An 18405-nucleotide genomic window follows, 5' to 3' on the forward strand; every position below is an offset into this window, starting at 1 on the left:
CTTGCCCTCTACTTCACACCATCATTCTTTCTACATGAGCGATCACGACCAGCCAGCCAACCTCCACCGACGCCAACTGTTGCAAGCCGCCCTCGCGGGCGCGGCATTGGGCGGCGCCGGCCTTGCCCCTTCCGTCTTCGCCGCGCCGGGCAAGTCGCGCAATACCGACACCGTGCGCCTCGCCTGGGGCAAGGGCGGCCTGCCGGGCATCGCGCGCACCCGCGGCGAGTTCGAGAAGACGCTGGCCAAGGACGGCATCAGGGTGCAATGGGTCGGGCCGTTCCCCAATCACGCGCCGTCGCTGCAGGCGGTCACCGGCGGCAGCGCCGACTTCGGCTTTGGCGGCAGCACCACGCCGGCGCTGGCGGCGATGATCGCTGGTTCGCCGCTGGTGTTCACCCAGTTCGCGGTGGTCGAACCGCGCAGCACGGCCATCATCGCCAAGGACGGTTCCGGCATCGCCAAGGTCAGCGACCTGGTCGGCAAGACGGTGGCGGTGAACCGTTCCGGCCTGGGCGAGTTTTTGCTGGTGGCGGCGCTGGAAAAGCACGGCATCGCGCGCGACAAGGTCAGGTTCGTCTACCTCAACCCGCCCGACGCCGGTCCGGCCTTCGCGCAGGGCAAGGTCGACGCGTGGTCGATGTGGAGCCCGGGCGTGGACATCGCGCGCGTGGAATACAAGGCGCATGACGTGTTCTTCGAGGGACGCGACCTGGAGTTCCTGATCGACTTCAACTCCTACGTCACGCACCGCAAGTTCGCCGAGGAAAACGGCGACATCGTGCGCGCCGTGAACGCAGCCTATCGCACCGAGGGCGAGTGGATCACCGGCAACCCCAAGGAGGCCGAGATCCTGGTGCAGAAGGACGCCGGCTACTCCGACGCGGTGCGCGATTCGCTCATCAAGCTGGCGCGCCGCTGGGAGTTTCACGGCGCCGACGACGCCAGGTTCATCGCCACCTTCCAGGGCGCGGCGGACTGGCTGTCGGAGCGCAAGATCCTGCCGCAGAAGGTCAGGGTCAGCGATTACATCGTCAAGGTCTGATCCGGACCAGCAGTCAGGAACTCACGAACTCACGAAATCATGGACACAGGGAGAACAGCATGAGCGTCAACTTCATCGGCATGGTCACCACCCACAAGAACTCGGAGATCCATCCCTCGACCGGCCCGGCCATCGACACCGACTATCTGCTGCGCTTTGCCAAGGCGCACGAGGATGCCGGCTTCGACCGCGTGCTGGTGCCTTACCACTCCAACGGCCCGGACGCGATCCTGACCATCGCCCAGGTCGCGGCCGCCACCAGCCGCATCAAGCTGATGCTGGCGCACCGGCCGGGCTTCGTGTCGCCCACGCTGGCGGCGCGCCAGCTGGCCACGCTCGATCACTTCAGCCGCGGCCGCCTGGGCGTGCACATCATCTCCGGCGGATCGGACATCGAGCAGCGCCGCGACGGCGACTATCTCGACCATGACCAGCGCTACGCACGCACCGACGAATACCTGGAGATCCTGCGCCGGGTATGGACGGCGGACCAGCCGTTTGACCATGAGGGCGCGCACTATCGCTTCGAGCAGGCCTACTCGGAAGTCAAGCCGGCGCAGAAGCCGCACCTCCCGATCTTCTTCGGCGGCGCGTCGGACGCAGCCATTCCCGTGGCCGGGCGTCATGCGGACATCTATGCCTTGTGGGGCGAGTCGCTCGACCAGGTGCGCGACCTGACCGGGCGCGTGCGCGCCGAGGCGGCGCGCAACGGGCGCGAGATCGGTTTCTCGGTGTCCTTCCGTCCCATCCTGGCGGAGACCGAAGACAAGGCCTGGGAACGCGCCGAGCGCATTTTGCAAGAGACGCGCCGCCTGCGCGCCGGCAGCGGCAAGCTGCATCCGGCCTACACCGGCCCGCAGCAAAGCGAGGGCGCACGCCGCCTGCTGGCCGCGGCCGACAAGGGCGCGCGCGTGGACAAGCGCTTGTGGACCGCGATCGCCAAGGAGACCGGCGCGCGCTACAACTCCACTGCGCTGGTGGGCACCCCGGAGCAGGTGGCCGAGGCGCTGCTGGATTACTACGACCTCGGCGTGAGCACCTTCCTGATCCGCGGATTCGATCCGCTGGAAGACGCCATCGACTACGGGCGCGCGCTGATCCCGCGCACGCGCGAACTGGTGGCGCAACGGCTGGCGCAGAAAGCCGCCTGAAGCGCGCAGGCGGAGATGGAAGTGAAAAAGGCAGGGAGCAATCCCTGCCTTTTTTGTTGCGTCAGCGCGCCTGTGGATAAACAAAATCGCAGGCGGCCTGCGTCAGAAGCTGACGCTGACGCCCACATCCAGCGAGCGGCCGTATCCCGGCAGCGGCTGCAACGCGCCCGACTTGGCGTTGGCCAGGCCGGACAGATTGACGCCGCCCAGCGGGTCGGCGTAGTTGCGGTTGAACAGGTTGCTGATGCCGGCCGAGAGCGCGATGGCCTTGGTGGCCTGGTAGGTGCTCTTGAGGTTGACCACGGTGTAGCTGGCGGTGACCGGCTCCAGGCGCTGCGCGTCGACCAGGGTCTTGCGGGCGACGTAGTTGATTTCGGCGCGGTTGCTCCACGCGCCGCTGCGCTGCTCCAGCGCGGCCAGCAGGTTGAACGGCATCATGTGGTACAGCTGGCCGCCGCCCACGCGCGCGCCGCGGGTTACGCCGGCCTTGCCGGTGAAGGCCAGCTCGCCCAGCGCGGTGTTCCTGGCCAGCGGCATCTTCCATGACAGGTTGATGCCGTACAGGCGGGCGTCGTGGTTGGCGAAGCGCAGCAGCGCGCCGGAGGCGCTGGCGATGCCGTAGGGATTGAAGCTGCCGATCACGTCGGCGTCGATGTAGTTCTGCACGTAGCTGAAGTAGGGCGTGGCCTTGAGGAACCAGCGGCGCTCGCCGCCTTCGCTGTGCCAGTCGGCGGTGGCGCTGACGGTGTTGGCGACCTCGGGCTTGAGGTCGATGTTGCCGACGTAGCCGTTGCCGTCGCCGAACCAGTTGGTCATGGTCATGGCCATGGTGCCGCGACCCCAGGTGTAGCGCTCGTAGAGGTTGGGCGAGCGGGTCTTGCGGGCATAGCCGAACTCGAAGCTCTTGCCGGTGTCCTGCTCGAAGCGGGCCAGCGCGGTGACGTCGATATTGTTGTCGGTCTTGCCGTGGCTGCGCGCATTGAAGGCGGTGGCGGCCGCGGCATCGGCGGCGTTCATCATGCCGGCGCCGTAGGCCTGCACATTGCCGGCATCGGTCTTCACCAGCTCGTCGCGCATGCCCAGCAAGGTGCTCCAGCGCGCGTCCAGCTTGTGCTCCCATTCGGCGAACAGGGCAAAGCGATCGCGCGTGCCGTTGTTGATGTTCACGTAGGTGGCGGGGCCCATCATCATCGAACCGGGTACGGCGGGCCAGTAGTCGTTGAGGCGGAAGCTGTGCAGCTCGTTGCCCAGGCGCAGGGTGTCGGCGCCGTCCTGGCCGAGGTCGATGTCGGCGCGCACGGTGTAGCCCATGTCGCGTCCGCGCGTGTCCATCGGCATGGTGCCGGTGCGCTCGGCGGTGAAGAATCCCATCTCGTGCTCGGTGTGCTGCCAGTACAGCTTGGCGTAGAGCTTGCCCCAGTCGAAGTTGCGGTCGTAGCCCAGGTTGGCGAAGGTGGCGCGGTTGCCGGTCATGTCCATGTACTGGTTGGGGAAGCCCTGGTAGGGGATGTATTGCTGCCCGACCTTCAGCACCAGTTGCTGGCCGCTGCCGCGCATGGCCAGCGTGAGCGCGTGGTTGTTGCTCTCGAACTGGCTGCCGAGGACCTTGTCGCCGTTGCCGTTGACATAGCTCTCGGCGCGCGTGCTGCTGGCGGTGTAGCCGATGGAGAGACTGTCGGTGGCGACCGTGGCGTTGGCCGAGACCGACACCTCCGAATTGACGCTGCGCGCCGAGGCCGCGAAGCCGCCCTTGACCAGCGACCAGCCGGGGCCGTCCGCATATTGCGGCGCCGGCGAGTTCAGCTCGATGCTGCCGGCGATGCTGTCGCCGCCGGCGCTGACCGGCGTGATGCCGGCGATCACGCGCACCGTGCCGACCTGCGAAGGTGGCATGTAGGACATGGGTGCGTTCATCTGGTTGCCGCAGGCGGCGGTGACTTCCATGCCATCCAGCTTGACCTTGATGCGGTCGGCCGCGAAGCCGTTCAACACCGGCAGCGCCGATACGCCGCCGGCGGCGGCAGTCGAGTAGCCGGGCTGCGACGAGAGCAGCAGCGCGCTGTCGGCGCCGCTCTTTTGCGGAACGGGTTTGTCGCCGGTGACGGTGATGGCGGGCAGTTTTTCATCCACAGCGCTCTGGGAGGGTTGCACGGATTGGGCGTGCGCGACGCTCTGGAATTGGGCGCTGCAGGCGCAGGCCAGCGCCACCGAAAAGGCGCAGCGGGTCAGCTTCATTGGGGGTTCCCTGTCGTTATTGTGATGGTCGCGGTGCGTGCCTTGGCGGCATGGCAGCGCCCTGCGGCGCGAGGCTGCGCGGGCGACATTGCGAGCAGGGGATTATGCAGCGCCCGGCGGCGCGCGGCGTGCGGCATATTGTCGCAACGCGCGCCGGGCGGGACGGGCGCCTACGCCGAGGCCAGCGCTTGCTGCAGGTCGGCGAGCAGGTCGTCGATATGCTCGATGCCGATCGACAGGCGCACCGTGTCTTCGGTGACGCCGGCCTGTTCCAGTTCCGCCGGCGAGAGTTGGCGGTGCGTGGTCGAGGCCGGATGCGTGGCCAGCGACTTGGCGTCGCCGATGTTGACCAGGCGCGTGAACAGTTGCAGCGCATCCTGGAAGCGCGCGCCGCCGTCGCGACCGTTGGCCACGCCAAAGGTCAGCACGCCCGAGGCGCGGCCGTTGAAATATTTGCGCGCCAGCGCATGGTCTGGATGGTCTTCCAGGCCGGCGTAGTTGACCCAGCGCACCTTGGGATGGCGCTTCAGGTACTGCGCCACCGCCAGCGCATTGGCGGTGATGCGGTCCAGGCGCAGCGCCAGCGTCTCGATGCCTTGCAGGATCTGGAAGCTGTTGAACGGCGACAGCGCGGCGCCGGTATTGCGCAAGGGCACCACGCGCGCACGCCCGATGTAGGCGGCGTCGCCCAGCGCCTCGGTGTAGACCACGCCGTGGTAGCTGACGTCGGGTTCGTTGAGGCGCTTGAAGCGCTCCTTGTGCTGCGCCCACGGGAATTTGCCGGAGTCGACGATGGCGCCGCCCAGCGTGGTGCCGTGGCCGCCGAGGTATTTGGTCAGCGAGTGCACGACGATGTCGGCGCCGTGCTCGAAGGGGCGCAACAGGTAGGGCGTGGCGACGGTGTTGTCGACGATCAGCGGCACGCCGTGGCGGTGCGCGATCTCGGCGATGGCGGCAATGTCGGTGATGTTGCCCAGCGGGTTGCCGATGGACTCGATGAACACTGCCTTGGTGCGCGCGTCGAACAGCGGCTCGAAGGAGGCCGGCCGGCGCGGATCGGCAAAGCGCGTTTCGATGCCGAACTGCGGCAGCGTGTGGGCGAACAGGTTGTAGGTGCCGCCGTAGAGCGTGGCGGCCGAGACGATGTTGTCGCCGGCCTCGGCGATGGTCTGGATCGCGTAGGTCACCGCCGCCTGGCCGGAGGCCACCGCCAGTGCGGCGATGCCGCCCTCGAGCGCGGCCAGGCGTTTTTCCAGCACGTCCTGGGTCGGGTTCATGATGCGCGAGTAGATGTTGCCTTGCACCTTCAGGTCGAACAGGTCGGCGCCGTGCTGGGTATCGTCGAAGGCGAAGGCCACGGTCTGGTAGATCGGCACCGCTACCGCGCGGGTGGTCGGGTCGGGATCGTAGCCGGCGTGGATGGACAGGGTTTCAAACTTCCAGTCGGGGGTGTCTGCCATGGTTGTTCTCGCTTGTTGTCTGTCGTGGTCGATGGGGATGACTGCATGCAGACGCTAGCGCGCGGAAGATGGATGGCGAAGGAATGATTTCGCATGTGCATATGCGCGGGGCGCGCGAAATCGTGGGGAAAACCGTTGAAATCCCCTTTTGTGAACAAAATAAGACAAATGCGTGCATGATCGTTGCAGATCGTGTATGATGCGTTTTGTACTTGCATCAAGCCGTATTCTTGTTGGTCTCAAATTCCGCCTGACCTGTTGTTACTCTCCGGTCGTTCTGTTTTTCTTCCTTCGGTTTCATTCTTGGTTTCAAGTGCCTGGGTACGATGCTTTCGTCCCACCTGATCGCTATCGACCGTCCATACGCAACAGATAGCCAGGCACAAGCGTTCGTCGCTACGTCGATTCTTCCGGATAGTCCAACGTTGTCACCCTGCAGATAGCAGGGGATGATGCTCAAGATCGTCGCGACGGCGACGCCAGCTCCCCGGTGGCTTCCTGCCGCCGCGGACGGCCTCTTCAGGCGGCATGCCAACGCGCAGATAGCGCGGGCGTGCCAGACCTGAGGCCGGGCCAGCAAATAGTTTATTAATACGCGTCACCGCCGCGCCGCCCACAGGGCGACAGGCACAGATGAGCGACTGTATTGGAATGGCACTGCTCAGATAGGGCAGGCCGTTTGATCCGGCGGCACCATGCAGATAGCATGGGTCGCGGAGAACAGAGATTCAGGATTAATCAATGAACAGCCCACCATATGGTGGGCTTTTTGCGTTCTGGGGCCGCGCTGGCGATGCCGATGATCGCCGGCGGCCGGCGGCGCTGCCGGAGCGCCCGGGACGACGGGTGCTCAGCGACGGCGTGCCGGAGGACGGGGGCCGGTGGCGCCGCGGTTCTCGATGTGGCGATAGATGATGCGGCCCTTGTTCAGGTCGTACGGGGACAGTTCCAGCGTAACCTTATCGCCCGCCAGAATCTTGATGAAGTTCTTCTTCATGCGACCGGCTGTATAGGCGATCAGGGAGTGGCCGTTTTCCAGGTCGACGCGGAAGCGGGAATCCGGCAGCACTTCCGTTACCTGGCCTTGCATTTCAATCAGTTCTTCCTTAGCCATTCAAGCTCCTTAATAAGTGCAACAGGTCAAAAAAGCCTCGCCGTGGGCAGTCGGTGCTCGATGCACGGGCATACGGGGCAGCAACGACGCGCCCGGATCTCTTGCGATCCGGACAATAGCGCGCCTGGGGCGGGACGGTCAATTCGTAACGCTTGCGTGGCGCAAGCAGGGTTGGCCGGATCGGACAACCGGATGAAAGGGGATGGACTGGGATCCGACAGGTACCGCCGTGGCAGCGATACAGGTGAGAAGGGGACCAAAGACTTTCAGCTTGCCGTACGGGCAAGCCCCGACAGTATACCGGTGATCGGCCGGTTCATCCAGCCAAAACCCACCGGCCGCGGTTGCGGCGGCATTTTCTTTTCGGCAATTATCGCCGCAAAGCCGCTTGCGGCGGGCGCAAGGCGGCATTTCGCGGGAGTCGGCGGGCGTTGTTACTTGGCGGCGCTGCTGAGCATACGCTCGACATAACGCGCAATCAGGTCGATTTCCAGGTTGACCTTGCTGCCGGCCTTGAGGTGCTTGAGGGTGGTCACTTCCACCGTGTGCGGGATCAGGTTGATCGAGAAGCGGCAGGCCTCGGCCAGGTCTTCCACACGGTTGACGGTCAGCGACACGCCGTTGACCACGATCGAGCCCTTGTAGGCCAGGTACTTGCCCAGCGCCTTGGGGGCGTCGACGATCAGTTCGCGCGATTCGCCCACCGGCTCGAAGGAGTGCACCCGGCCCAGGCCGTCGACGTGGCCGGAGACCAGGTGGCCGCCCAGGCGCTCGGCCAGGGTCAGGGCCTTTTCCAGGTTGACCTCGCCGGTCGCGTCCAGGCCGGCGGTGAGGTTGAGGCTCTCGCGCGAGACGTCGACGGTGAAGCCGGCGGCGGTCTTTTCCACCACCGTCATGCAGGCGCCGTTGATGGCGATCGAGTCGCCCAGGCCGACGTCGGCCATGGGCAGCGCGCCGGCGTCGATGGTCAGGCGCACGCCGGCGTCAGGGCCGGCGGCCAGTGCTTGTACGGATGTGATGTTGCCGACGGCGGCGACGATACCTGTAAACATGATTCTGTCCTGGAACTGTCAGTCAATTGAAGCGTGCAAGGATACGCAAATCCGGGCCGATCTGCTTGACCTCGGTAAAGTGCAGGCCCACCTTGCCGGACAGGTCTTCCAGCGGCGGCAGGTCAAACATGTTGCGGCCTTCGCCCAGGAGGTTGGGCGCCAGGTAGACCAGCAGTTCGTTGACGCAGCCTTCGCGCACCAGCGAGCCGTTGAGCTTGGCGCCGGCTTCCACGTGCAGTTCGTTGATCTGGCGCTGGCCCAGCTCGCGTACCAGTGCGGGCAGGTCGACCTTGCCGTCGGCATTGGCCAGCACGATGACCTCGGCGCCCTGGGCTTCCAGCGCGGCGGTTTTCTCGCGGTCGTCGGCGGCGGTGAACACCCAGGTGCCGCCGCCCTGGATCACGCGCGCCTCAGGCGTCACCACCAGCTTGCTGTCGACCACGATGCGGCGCGGCTGGCGCGGCGTCTCGATGGCGCGCACGGTGAGTTGGGCGTCGTCCTTGGCGATGGTGCCGATGCCGGCCATGATGGCGCAGGCGCGGGCGCGCCAGATGTGGCCGTCGTCGCGCGCCGCCTGGCTGGTGATCCACTGGCTCACGCCGTTGTGCAGGGCGGTCTTGCCGTCCAGGCTGGAGGCGGTCTTCATGCGCACCCACGGCTTGCCGGTGCGCATGCGGTGCAGGAAGCCGATGTTGATCTCGGTCGCTTCTTCTTCCAGCAGGCCGCAGGCGACCTCGATCCCGGCCGCCTGCAATTTGGCCAGGCCCTGGCCTGCCACCAGCGGATTGGGATCGGCGATGGCGGCCACCACGCGCGCCACGCCGGCCTTGACCAGCGCATCGGCGCAGGGCGGGGTGCGGCCGAAATGGCTGCAGGGTTCCAGCGTCACATAGACGGTGGCGCCGCGCACGTCCTGGCCGCGCGCGGCGGCGTCGGCCAGCGCCTGGATCTCGGCGTGGTTGCCGCCGGGCGGCTGGGTGAAGCCGGCGCCGATGACGCGCCGGTTCTTCACGATCACGCAGCCCACGCGCGGATTGGGCGTGGTGTTGAGCATGCCGAAGCCGGCCTGGACCAGCGCCAGCGCCATGGCTTGCTGGTCGTTGTCGACGTCGAATTCGTAGATCGGGTCTTCTGTGAGATTCATGGGTCTGCCGTATGGGGAAGCGGCGCCGTTCGCGCGGTGCGCGGCGGCGGCCGAATGTTCGCCAATATACACGGCTTTCAACGCGGTTTTGAAGGCGGCCTTGCTGCACGGCGCGCAGCCTTCGGACGCCGGCGCCCGGCTCAGCCGGGATCGCAGTTGCGCTCGGCCTCCGGGTTGCAGACCCGCGCGCGGCCGAGGAAATTGATGCGCACCACGCGCGTCCTCGCGCCGCTGCTGAAGAGCCAGCTGCCGAACGCGACCGGCTGGCCGCCGGGCTGGTAGGCCACCAGCTCGCCGCCGGTGGTGTAGCTGACGCTGATGCCGGCCGGCAGCGGCGACTGCGTCATCACCACGCGCTCGCCGGTGTCGATCTTCCAGCCGCTGGCCCAGTCGCGGCCGTCGTTAGGCGTCATGCGCGCGGTCGCGCCGCGGCGCAAGGCTTCCGAGCGCGTCAGCGTGGCGCTGTGGAAGAAGGCGTTGCCCGCGGCGACCAGCTGCTGCTCGGCAGTCAGGGCCTGCAGCATCGGCACGCCGGCGGCCAGCAGGATGCCGGCGATCAGCAGCACCACCATCAGCTCCAGCAAGGTGAATCCGCGGCAACGCATGGCTTACCAGCAGCTGTCGCCGGCGGCGCCGCGCCGGCCGCGCGTGTCGACGTAGAGGGCGCCGCACTGCTGGTCGTGATGGATGCCGGCCGGCGTGGCGGTGACGCGCACGCAGCTGCGCAGGTCTTCGCCTTCGCAGGCCTGGGCGGCGATGTGGTAAGCGCTGCGTTCCGGCCGTTCGCCGGAAAACCATTTGAACTCCGCTTCGCCATTGCCGGGCTGGAAGGCGCGATAGGCGTGGCGGTAAGAGAACTGGCGCTCCTCCTGCACCAGCACGCGCAGCAGCGCGGCGCGGCCCTCGGCGCGCCGGCTCGTCAGCATGTGCTGCTGGTAGCCGCCCCAGGCGGTGGTGGTCAGGATGGCGGTGATGGCCATGACCGTCACGAGTTCGATCAGGGTCAGGCCGCGCTGGCGATGGATGGGTGTCGGGGTCATGGGGGTGTTGTCATGGAAGGGGAAGGGGGCGCCAGGCGAGCCGGCGGCATTCGACCTGGCCGCCGGCGATGGTCTGCCGGCGGACCACCGCCTGCAAGCCGGCCCGCGCCTGGCCGGGGCCGAAACCGGCGGCGCTGATGCGGTAGAGCGCAACTTGCTTGTCGTCGGGGTTGTCGCCGCTTGCGTCGTCTTTGTTGCCCGCCTCGGTGGATGCAGGGGCCGGCAGCAGTTCGATCAGGTAGCGCGGCGGCGCCACGTCGTAGAGCCGCAGGCGGCGGCCGGTGAACTCGCCATAGGTGGCGGCGCCTGCGCCGTCGGCCGTCAGTTGTCGAGGCTCCCAGACCCGCTCCTTCTGCGCGGCGCGGCACAGGCCGAGCCCCGCGGCGTCGCTGCGGCAGCCGGGCTCGCCCGGGAAGGCGGCCGGCGTGACGCGCACGCCGCCGCGGATGTCTTCACAGGCATCGTCCAGCGCGGCTTGCGCGGCCAGCATGGCGTGCAGGTGGGCGCGATGGTTGCGCCCGGCATGTTCGTCCAGCGCCAGCAGCGAGGCGGTGGCGGTGCCCAGCAACAGGATCACGGCCAGCATCACCAGGGCGATGACCAGTGCTGCGCCTTGCTGTTTGCGGGCGTCGTCGTTCATGGCGCAGTTGATTTGTCCACAGGCATATTGCGCAGGAACACGGTGGTTTGGAACACCATGCGCAGCCGTTGCTCGCCGCGCTTTTCCGTGTAGCGCCAGGCGCTGTCGTTATCGGCTCCTCCGAACAACTGATACGTGCGCGGCGTGGCGCCTGCAGGCGCGGGACGACGCAGGGTGCCGCGCACCAGCAGGGCGATGCGCACCAGCCGCACGCGACGCCAGTCGTCGCCGGAAATGGCGGAAGCGTCGAGCCAGCGGTCGGGCTGGCCGTCGCCATCGCTGTCGAGGGCGTAGCGCAGCTGCATCGCCTCTACGCCGCGCGCCACGGCGTCCGAGGTCCAGCCGCCCTTCTTGCCGCGATAGCGGCAGCGCAGCTCGGGTTCATTGCCCACGCCGAGGGCGATGCTGTAGATGACCCAGCTGCGCGCGGCGTCTTGCGGGCGGGTGTCGGTGACGGCGGCGCCGCTGCAGTTGCGCACCATCCCGCCGGCCTGTGGCGGCGCACCCAGCAGGCCGATCATCAGCAGGTCGCTCTGGTTGTAGCCGTGGCCGCGGCGCGGGCCGGTTTTGTCTTGCGCCGGGTCGAAGGCATGGGCGTCGAGGCTGTCGTCCGCGCCGAGCAAGCCGGGCTTCAGTGCCGACGCTTGCTGCGACGACAGTGTTTCCCACGGCAGGTGGCCGGCCTGGCGCAAGGCTTCGGCGAGATGGGACAGCGCCATGCGTCCGGTCTCTTGTACGCGCGCTGCATCGTCGATGTCCTGATAGGCGGCGCGGGCGTTCTGCAGCAGTGCGGTGGCGGCCAGCACCACCAGCAGACCCAGGGCCAGCGAGATCATCAGCTCGACCAGCGTCAGGCCGGCCTGTCTTGTGTAGAGGCGGGGAGCGCGCATCATCGTCCTATCGGGAGCGCCAGCATGGGCCCGGCCTGGGCGGCGCGGGCGGCATCCGCGCCGCTGCGCCAGCCAAGCTTGACGATCACCGCTGCGGCGGGATCGTCGTCGCAGCGCCAGTCGTCGCCGGCATCGGTGCGGCCGTCGCGGCAGACCACGGCGTGCGCGCCCGGCAGCTCGCGCGCCAGCCGTTCGTTCCACTGTGCGATGCCGGCGCGGACGAAACCGTCGGCATCGCAGCCGGAGCGGCAGTCGGGGGCAACGGCGGTGGAGCCGGTTGCGGCGTTCGACGCATCGAACACAAACAGATAGGGATCAGGGCCGTCAGGCGCGGCCGCGCGGTAGGCCGCGCGCAACTCCGCCAGTTCGAGCGCCATGGCAGTAGCGCTGGCCTGCAGCGTGGCGTCGCGATGGCTGCGCAGCACATGCAGCTGCAGCATCAGCATGGCCAGCGCGCCGGTGCCGATCACCAGCAGGGCGACCAGCACTTCTGTCATCGTGAAGCCGGAGGAGGAAGAGCGCATGGGCCAGTTCCCGAGGGCGGAAACCGGCGAGTGTAGGAGAAAGAAAAAGCGCCCCGGCGGGCGGGGCGCTTATTTCGTGATGGCGTCGAAGATGTTCACCGCAGCCATCGAAGCGATCAAGGGACGAGCGTCTAGAAAGACGATCCCGGCTGCAGCAGGAACTCGGTTTCCTCGGCGCTGGAGGCGCGGCCGAGGATCTTGTTGCGGTGGGGGAAGCGGCCGAAGCGCTCGATCACGGCGTGGTGCTTCTTCGCATAATCGGCAAAGCCGTCGAAGTGCTTGCGATGTGCGTCGCCGGCGTCACGCGCTTCCTTGGCCAAGACGCGGAACAACTGCAGCGAATATTCCTGGTCGTCGATGTCTTCGGAATGCTCCAGCGGCAGGTAGACGAACACGCGGGCGATCGCCGGCAGCTCCTGGTCCATGCCCATGGCCAGCGCCAGGTGGGTGTGCTGGCGCGCCAGCTCGTCGAAGTCGAAGGACTGCGGCGTGCCGCGGTGGATGTTGCGCGGGAACTGGTCCAGCAGCAGGATCAGCGCCAGCATGGAGCGGGCCGAGTCGGCCCAGTCCGCCAGCCGGTTGGCGGCGGCTTCTTTCAGCAGCGGCTCGAAGCGGGTACGGCATTGGGCGTCGATCTCGGGATTCTTGCTCCACCACAGCGGCTGCTGGCGTTGCGCGACGTCCGGCGCGGAGGCGCTTTCCCAGTCGGCGCCGAACCAGAAATCGAGGATCTCGTCGACCTGTTGCTGCACAGCGGCGCCCATCTTCACGCCACCAAGGTGATCTGCACGTCGCCCAGCGCGACCTTCTGGCCGGCGGCGATCTTGCAGGTCTTGCGCGACTCGGTCTTGCCGTCGACCTTGACCACGCCCTCGGCCACCAGTTGCTTGCCGGCGCCGCCGCTGTCGCACAGGCCGCAGAGTTTCAGGAGCTGGTTCAGTTCCACGTAAGGATGGCCGTCCAGCGGGAAGGTGATTTTTTGCATGGTGCTTCTTTCAGTGTTTCAGGTGATTCATCAGGTGCAGGCTCAGGCCTGCGCCAGGGTCTGCCCGGCTTTGTCGAGCCAGGTGTTGAGGCTGTCGGTCAGGTCTTTCTGGCTGAACGAACAGCTTTCTTCGGTGAACAGGCTGCCCGCTTCCAGGCGGCCCAGCAGGTCTTCGGCGACCTGCTGGTAGCGCGGCGGCAGCGCCGCCATCACGTCGCCGCGGGCGCGCCAGAGGGCGCACAGGCCGGCGACGTCGGTCTCGCCGCTGTGCAGGCGGGCCAGTGCGTCGCGCATGGCGGAGAGCTGCGGTTCGAATGCTTGCGTCATGGTTTGCTCCATCGGGTTCAGCCGTGCAGCGCGGCGATCGCGAACAGCGCGAGCACGCACAGCAGGCCCAGGATCCACACCGCCGAGCGGGCGGAGGGTTTGTCGGTGAGGTAAAGCGCGGTGTAGAGCACGCGCGCGGCGATGAACAGCATTGCCGCCGTGTCGATGCTGCCCTGGGCCGCGCCCACCTGCTGCGCCACCAGCACGCCGGCGGCGAAGAAAGGGAAGGCTTCGAGGTGGTTGCGGTGCGCGTAGTCGGCGCGGCGGCGCAGGCCGGTCTGCTTTTCCAGCCAGGCGCGCGGCTCGGAGTTGTCGAAGTCGCGCTTGCCCCATTTGGCGATGGCCACGGTGAAGAAGGGCAGCAGGCCGGCGATCAGGATGCACCAATAGGAAATCGGCATAGGGTCCTTACAGTTGTTTTGCGGCGAAGGTATTGCAGCTGCTGACCTTGCCCTCGGTGATGCCGCGCTTGAACCAGGCCACGCGTTGCGCCGAGGTGCCGTGGGTGAACGAATCCGGCACCACGGTGCCGCGCGCCTGGCGCTGCAGGGCATCGTCGCCGATGGCCGAGGCCGCGTTCAGGGCGTCTTCGATATCGCCTTGCTCCAGGATGTGGCGCGCCTGGTCGGCGTGGTAGGCCCACACGCCGGCGAAGCAGTCGGCCTGCAGCTCCAGCCGCACCGACATCGCATTGGCCTGCTTTTCGGTGGCGTTGCGGCGGGCGGCGTCGACCTTGTCGGAAATGCCCATCAGGTGCTGCACATGGTGGCCCACCTCGTGCGCGATCACATAGGCCTGGGCGAAGTTGCCGGAGACCTTGAAGCGCTGCTTCATCAGTTCATAAAAGGACAGGTCGATGTAGACCTTCTGGTCGCCCGGGCAGTAGAACGGGCCGGTGGCGGTCTGGCCGGTGCCGCAGGCGGTGGGCGTGCTGCCCGAGAACAGCACCAGCCTGGGACGCACGTATTGCGCGTTGTTGGCGGCGAAGATCGGGCCCCAGGTGTCTTCGGTGTCGGCCAGCACGGTGGAGACAAAGCGCGCCATCTGGTCGTCCGGCGGCGGCTTGTGGGCCGGCGCATGCTGTTGCTGCACGGGGACCTGGCCGCCGCCGCCCGACAGCAGGTCCAGCATGGTCAGCGGATTGATGCCGAGGAAATAGGACGCCACCAGCGCCACCGCCACGGTGCCCAGCCCGATGGAGCGGCCGCCGAAGCCGAAACCGCCGCCTCCTCCGCCATAGCCGCCGCCGTCGTCACCGCGGCGATCCTCGACGTTGTCGCTTTCGCGATTGCCTTCCCATTTCATGATGTGTTCCTTTCCGGCGCCCGTCTGGCGCGGGCGCATGCGTGATGCTCGATGGCGCGATTGTAATGGAGCCGCGGGCGCTGCGGCTGAACCGGATGAGCTTGCTTGCGGTCAGATTTGTGACAAACCGCCGCGCAAACCGTTCTGTTTGTCGGTTTTGTCTGACGGCGGCGTGGAGGCACTGTCCGATTGCTCCGGCCCGATGCGGCACGGTATGTTGCAGCGTAAAACCGGAAATTCTTTGCGGCGAGGCAATTTGGTGGGAGGATGAAGCCGGTGCGTTCGCATCGTGCTGTTCCCTGCACCGCCGCCTTTCGAACAAAAAAACAGAACTGGAGGCTTCACATGATCTTATGGCTCGTCATTCTGGTGGCCGGCTGCCTGGCATTGATGATGGCGCGGGTCAACGCCTGGACCTGGCTGCTGGCCGAGGCAGTGTGGATATGGCTGGGCGGCCCGCTGGCCGATGTCCAATTGCCGGTGATGGTGCTGCTGGCGATCCTGCTCTTTACGCCCACCATCCTGGTGGCGGTCACCTCGATACGCCAGTCGTTGATCAGCCGCCCGGCGCTGGACATGTTCCGCAAGATCATGCCGGGAATGTCGTCCACCGAGCGCGATGCCATCGAGGCCGGCACCGTCTGGTGGGATGCCGAACTGTTCTCCGGCAGGCCCGACTGGCGCCGCCTGTTCGAGCTGGCGCCGCCGCGCCTGACGCCTGAGGAACAGGCCTTCATGGACAACGAAGTCGAGCAGCTGTGCGCCATGGTCAGCGACTGGGACACCAGCGTGAAGCACCAGGACATCCAGCCCGAGGCCTGGCAGTTCATCAAGGACCGCGGCTTCCTCGGCATGATCATTCCACGCCAATACGGCGGCAAGCAGTTCTCGGCCTACATGCATTCGCAGGTCATCATGAAGCTGGCCTCGCGCAGCTCGGCGGCCGCCATCTCGGTGATGGTGCCCAACTCGCTGGGCCCGGCCGAGCTGCTGCTGCACTACGGCACCGAGGCCCAGAAGAGCCACTACCTGCCGCGCCTGGCGGCCGGCCAGGAAATTCCCTGCTTCGCGCTGACCAGCCCTTACGCCGGCTCCGACGCCGCGGCCATCCCCGACATCGGCATCGTCTGCCGCGGCGTGCACGAGGGGCGCGAGACGCTGGGTTTTCGCGTCAGCTGGAGCAAGCGCTACATCACGCTGGCGCCGGTGGCGACGGTGCTCGGCCTGGCCTTTCGCGTGCGCGATCCGGACGGTCTCCTGGGTGACAACGCCGAACCCGGCATTACCTGCGCGCTGATTCCCACCAACCATCCCGGCGTGGTCACCGGCCGCCGTCACTGGCCGTTGAACGCGGTGTTCCAGAACGGTCCCACGCACGGCCAGGACGTGTTCATCCCGATGGATTGGGTGATCGGCGGCCTGGCCCAGGTGGGGCGCGGCTGGCGCATGCTGATGGAATGCCTGGCCGCGGGCCGGGCGATCTCGCTGCCCTCATCCAACGTCGGCTTCTCCAAGCTGGCCGTGCGCGGCACCAGCGCCTACACCGCGATGCGGCGCCAGTTCAAGATCGAGATCGGCAAGTTCGAAGGCGTGCAGGAAGCGCTGGCGCGCATGGGCGGTCACCTCTACATGATGGACGCGACGCGCCGCCTGTCCGCGCTGGCGGTGGACGCCGGTGAAAAGCCCTCGGTCATCTCGGCCATCTCCAAGTACCACGTGACCGAGCGCGGCCGCATGGTGGTCAACGACGGCATGGACGTGATCGGCGGCAAGGGCATCTGCATGGGCCCCGGCAACTTCCTGGCGCGCGCCTACCAGCAGATTCCGATTGCCATCACGGTGGAGGGCGCCAACATCCTGACGCGCTGCCTGATCATCTTCGGCCAGGGCGCGATCCGCTGCCATCCCTACGTGCTGCAGGAACTGTCCGCGGCGGCCGATGAGAATCACGAGCGTGCGCTGCAGACGTTCGACAAGCTGCTGTTCTCGCACCTGTCCTTCGTCGCCGCCAACAAGGCGCGCGCCTTCGTCGGCGGCATCAGCTGCGGCTGGTTGTTGCCCTCCACCTCGTATGCGGCGCGCCAGACCAAGCGCTATTACCGTTCGGTGGTGCACCTGTCGTCGGCGTTCGCGCTGCTGACTGACGTCAGCATGGGGGTGCTGGGTGGTACGCTGAAGTTCCGCGAGCGCATCTCGGCGCGGCTGGGCGATGTGCTGTCGCAGCTCTACCTGGTGTCGGCGGCGCTGAAGCGTTATGAGGACGACGGCCGGCAGGAAGAGGATCTGCCGTTCCTGGAATGGTCGGTGCAGGATGCCCTGCATCGCGCGCAGGAGGCGATCGTCGATGTGCTGCAGAACTTCCCCAATCGGTGGATCGCGTTCGGCCTGCGGGTGGTGATCTTCCCGCTGGGGCTGATCTACCGCAAGCCTTCCGATGCGCTGGGCACGCTGGTGGCCAGGGCCATGCAGAAGCCGGGGCCTGCGCGCGACCGGCTGGTGGCCGATGCCTATCTGCCGCGCGGGGATGACCCCCTGGCTTGCGGTGAGCGCGCGTTTGCGCTGACGCCTGTGGTGCAGCAGCTGGAGCATCGCCTGAAGCAGGATGTGAAGGATGGCTCCTTGCCTGCGATGCCGCAGAGCCTGATCGAGATGAAGGCCTGGAATGCGCTGGCCCTGGAGCGCGGGTTCATCTCTGAGCAGGAGAAGGCGGCTTTGGATGAGTTTGCGCATTTTGGGGATTTGTCGGTGCAGGTGGATGATTTTTCTGCTGACTTTGATCGGAATGAGATTTTGGGGCGGTTGCCTTGAGTGGTAGGTTTTTGCCTTACCTTGTCTTGCTTTTTTTACCGCGTTCCGAGTTGAGGTGAGGTGGGTAGTCTGGTCTTGCTGCCTTGTGATGTACCGGCTCGGTGCTTTTCTTTCTTCGGTCGGAGGGGAGCGCCGGGGGCGGCCCGGCAGCCGCTTACTTTTCTTGCTCCGCCAAGAAAAGTAAGCAAAAGAAGGCGGCCCCTAAGTGCCAGCCCTCCTGCGGAGGGTTCCCGCCGGAGCGCGCTGAAAAATGGGCAAGGCAAAGTCGCTGCGCTCCGGTTGCCTTGCTGATCCATTTTTCACCACGCTCCGCCGGCTGGCCCACAAGGGGAAATACCAACCGCCTCGCCTGCGGCATCGGGATGGGGCTCGCCTGCGGCATCGCTTGGTTTCATCCTCGCCTTCGGCCTCGTGTTGCTTGCGCCTCGCCTGCGGCTTCGATGTGTTGGCTCGCTATCTGATTTAACCCGTCGTCCCTGCGAAAGCAGGGACCCAGCGTCGTTCGTCGCGCTTCCCCGACATCGGATTCATCACGCAAGCCGTATCAATCTTCAACGGCAGTCGTAACGACAGACTCCCCTCCCGTTTAATCCGTCGTCCCTGCGAAGGCAGGGACCCAGCGTCGTTCGTCGCGCTTCCCCGACATCGGATTCATCACGCAAGCCGTATCAATCTTCAACGGCAG

At 66.5% G+C, this 18405-nt stretch carries 18 protein-coding genes; 3 read left to right on the top strand and 15 right to left on the bottom strand.

The genetic code is table 11. The features are described from left to right. Positions 1 to 34 precede the first annotated feature (34 nt). Positions 35 to 1045, top strand: a complete 1011-nt coding sequence (locus J8I26_RS05770; protein WP_209605049.1) for an NrtA/SsuA/CpmA family ABC transporter substrate-binding protein — start codon at positions 35 to 37, stop codon at positions 1043 to 1045. 59 nt (positions 1046 to 1104) lie between these two features. Next, positions 1105 to 2196 (top strand): LLM class flavin-dependent oxidoreductase, encoded by a 1092-nt coding sequence (locus J8I26_RS05775; RefSeq protein WP_209605051.1) that lies wholly within the window; start codon positions 1105 to 1107, stop codon positions 2194 to 2196. A gap of 102 nt (positions 2197 to 2298) precedes the next feature. Here the strand turns inward: J8I26_RS05775 and J8I26_RS05780 are convergent, their stop codons facing one another. The 15 genes from J8I26_RS05780 to J8I26_RS05850 form a co-directional block, all read right to left on the bottom strand. After that, the gene (locus J8I26_RS05780; protein ID WP_209605053.1) at positions 2299 to 4431 is read right to left on the bottom strand and encodes a TonB-dependent receptor; all 2133 of its coding nucleotides are present in this window, start codon (positions 4429 to 4431) and stop codon (positions 2299 to 2301) included. 170 nt (positions 4432 to 4601) lie between these two features. After that, a complete protein-coding gene (locus J8I26_RS05785) occupies positions 4602 to 5891 on the bottom strand; it encodes an aminotransferase class I/II-fold pyridoxal phosphate-dependent enzyme (RefSeq protein WP_209605055.1) in 1290 nt (429 codons plus the stop codon). Positions 5892 to 6741: 850 nt separating this feature from the next. Continuing rightward, positions 6742 to 7005 carry a translation initiation factor IF-1 gene (gene infA / locus J8I26_RS05790; protein ID WP_209605057.1) on the bottom strand — a complete coding sequence of 88 codons (264 nt, stop codon included), beginning with the start codon at positions 7003 to 7005 and terminating at the stop codon, positions 6742 to 6744. 434 nt (positions 7006 to 7439) lie between these two features. Beyond that, a complete protein-coding gene (locus J8I26_RS05795) occupies positions 7440 to 8057 on the bottom strand; it encodes a riboflavin synthase (RefSeq protein WP_209605059.1) in 618 nt (205 codons plus the stop codon). Positions 8058 to 8079: 22 nt separating this feature from the next. Beyond that, positions 8080 to 9201: a bifunctional diaminohydroxyphosphoribosylaminopyrimidine deaminase/5-amino-6-(5-phosphoribosylamino)uracil reductase RibD gene (ribD, locus tag J8I26_RS05800; RefSeq protein ID WP_209605061.1), complete on the bottom strand. Its 1122-nt coding sequence runs from the start codon at positions 9199 to 9201 to the stop codon at positions 8080 to 8082. A gap of 140 nt (positions 9202 to 9341) precedes the next feature. Further along, positions 9342 to 9806: a GspH/FimT family pseudopilin gene (locus J8I26_RS05805; RefSeq protein ID WP_209605063.1), complete on the bottom strand. Its 465-nt coding sequence runs from the start codon at positions 9804 to 9806 to the stop codon at positions 9342 to 9344. A gap of 3 nt (positions 9807 to 9809) precedes the next feature. Then, complete coding sequence (locus J8I26_RS05810; RefSeq protein ID WP_209605065.1) at positions 9810 to 10241, bottom strand: type IV pilin protein; 432 nt, start codon at positions 10239 to 10241, stop codon at positions 9810 to 9812. Between the two features lie 10 nt (positions 10242 to 10251). Beyond that, positions 10252 to 10881 carry a PilX N-terminal domain-containing pilus assembly protein gene (locus J8I26_RS05815; protein ID WP_209605067.1) on the bottom strand — a complete coding sequence of 210 codons (630 nt, stop codon included), beginning with the start codon at positions 10879 to 10881 and terminating at the stop codon, positions 10252 to 10254. Continuing rightward, positions 10878 to 11774: a PilW family protein gene (locus J8I26_RS05820; RefSeq protein ID WP_245200150.1), complete on the bottom strand. Its 897-nt coding sequence runs from the start codon at positions 11772 to 11774 to the stop codon at positions 10878 to 10880. Before J8I26_RS05820 ends, J8I26_RS05815 begins: the two co-directional genes overlap by 4 nt. Continuing rightward, positions 11771 to 12295 (bottom strand): type IV pilus modification protein PilV, encoded by a 525-nt coding sequence (pilV, locus tag J8I26_RS05825; protein WP_209605070.1) that lies wholly within the window; start codon positions 12293 to 12295, stop codon positions 11771 to 11773. Before pilV ends, J8I26_RS05820 begins: the two co-directional genes overlap by 4 nt. 131 nt (positions 12296 to 12426) lie before the next feature. Then, on the bottom strand, positions 12427 to 13059 hold the full coding sequence (locus tag J8I26_RS05830) for a DUF924 family protein (RefSeq protein ID WP_209605072.1): 633 nt from the start codon (positions 13057 to 13059) through the stop codon (positions 12427 to 12429). 2 nt (positions 13060 to 13061) lie between these two features. Next, positions 13062 to 13280, bottom strand: coding sequence for an RNA-binding S4 domain-containing protein (locus J8I26_RS05835; protein WP_209605074.1), 219 nt, complete (start codon positions 13278 to 13280; stop codon positions 13062 to 13064). A gap of 42 nt (positions 13281 to 13322) precedes the next feature. Beyond that, positions 13323 to 13607 carry a hypothetical protein gene (locus J8I26_RS05840; RefSeq protein ID WP_209605076.1) on the bottom strand — a complete coding sequence of 95 codons (285 nt, stop codon included), beginning with the start codon at positions 13605 to 13607 and terminating at the stop codon, positions 13323 to 13325. A 17-nt stretch (positions 13608 to 13624) separates the two neighbouring features. Beyond that, positions 13625 to 14008, bottom strand: coding sequence for an MAPEG family protein (locus J8I26_RS05845; RefSeq protein ID WP_209605078.1), 384 nt, complete (start codon positions 14006 to 14008; stop codon positions 13625 to 13627). A 7-nt stretch (positions 14009 to 14015) separates the two neighbouring features. After that, the gene (locus J8I26_RS05850) at positions 14016 to 14912 is read right to left on the bottom strand and encodes a neutral zinc metallopeptidase (RefSeq protein ID WP_209605081.1); all 897 of its coding nucleotides are present in this window, start codon (positions 14910 to 14912) and stop codon (positions 14016 to 14018) included. A gap of 345 nt (positions 14913 to 15257) precedes the next feature. On the opposite strand from J8I26_RS05850, the gene J8I26_RS05855 reads away from it, so the two are divergent. Next, on the top strand, positions 15258 to 17720 hold the full coding sequence (locus tag J8I26_RS05855) for an acyl-CoA dehydrogenase (protein WP_209605083.1): 2463 nt from the start codon (positions 15258 to 15260) through the stop codon (positions 17718 to 17720). The last annotated feature ends 685 nt before the right edge of the window (positions 17721 to 18405 follow it).

It is taken from the genome of Herbaspirillum sp. LeCh32-8 (genome assembly GCF_017814915.1).
Classification (GTDB): domain Bacteria; phylum Pseudomonadota; class Gammaproteobacteria; order Burkholderiales; family Burkholderiaceae_D; genus Herbaspirillum.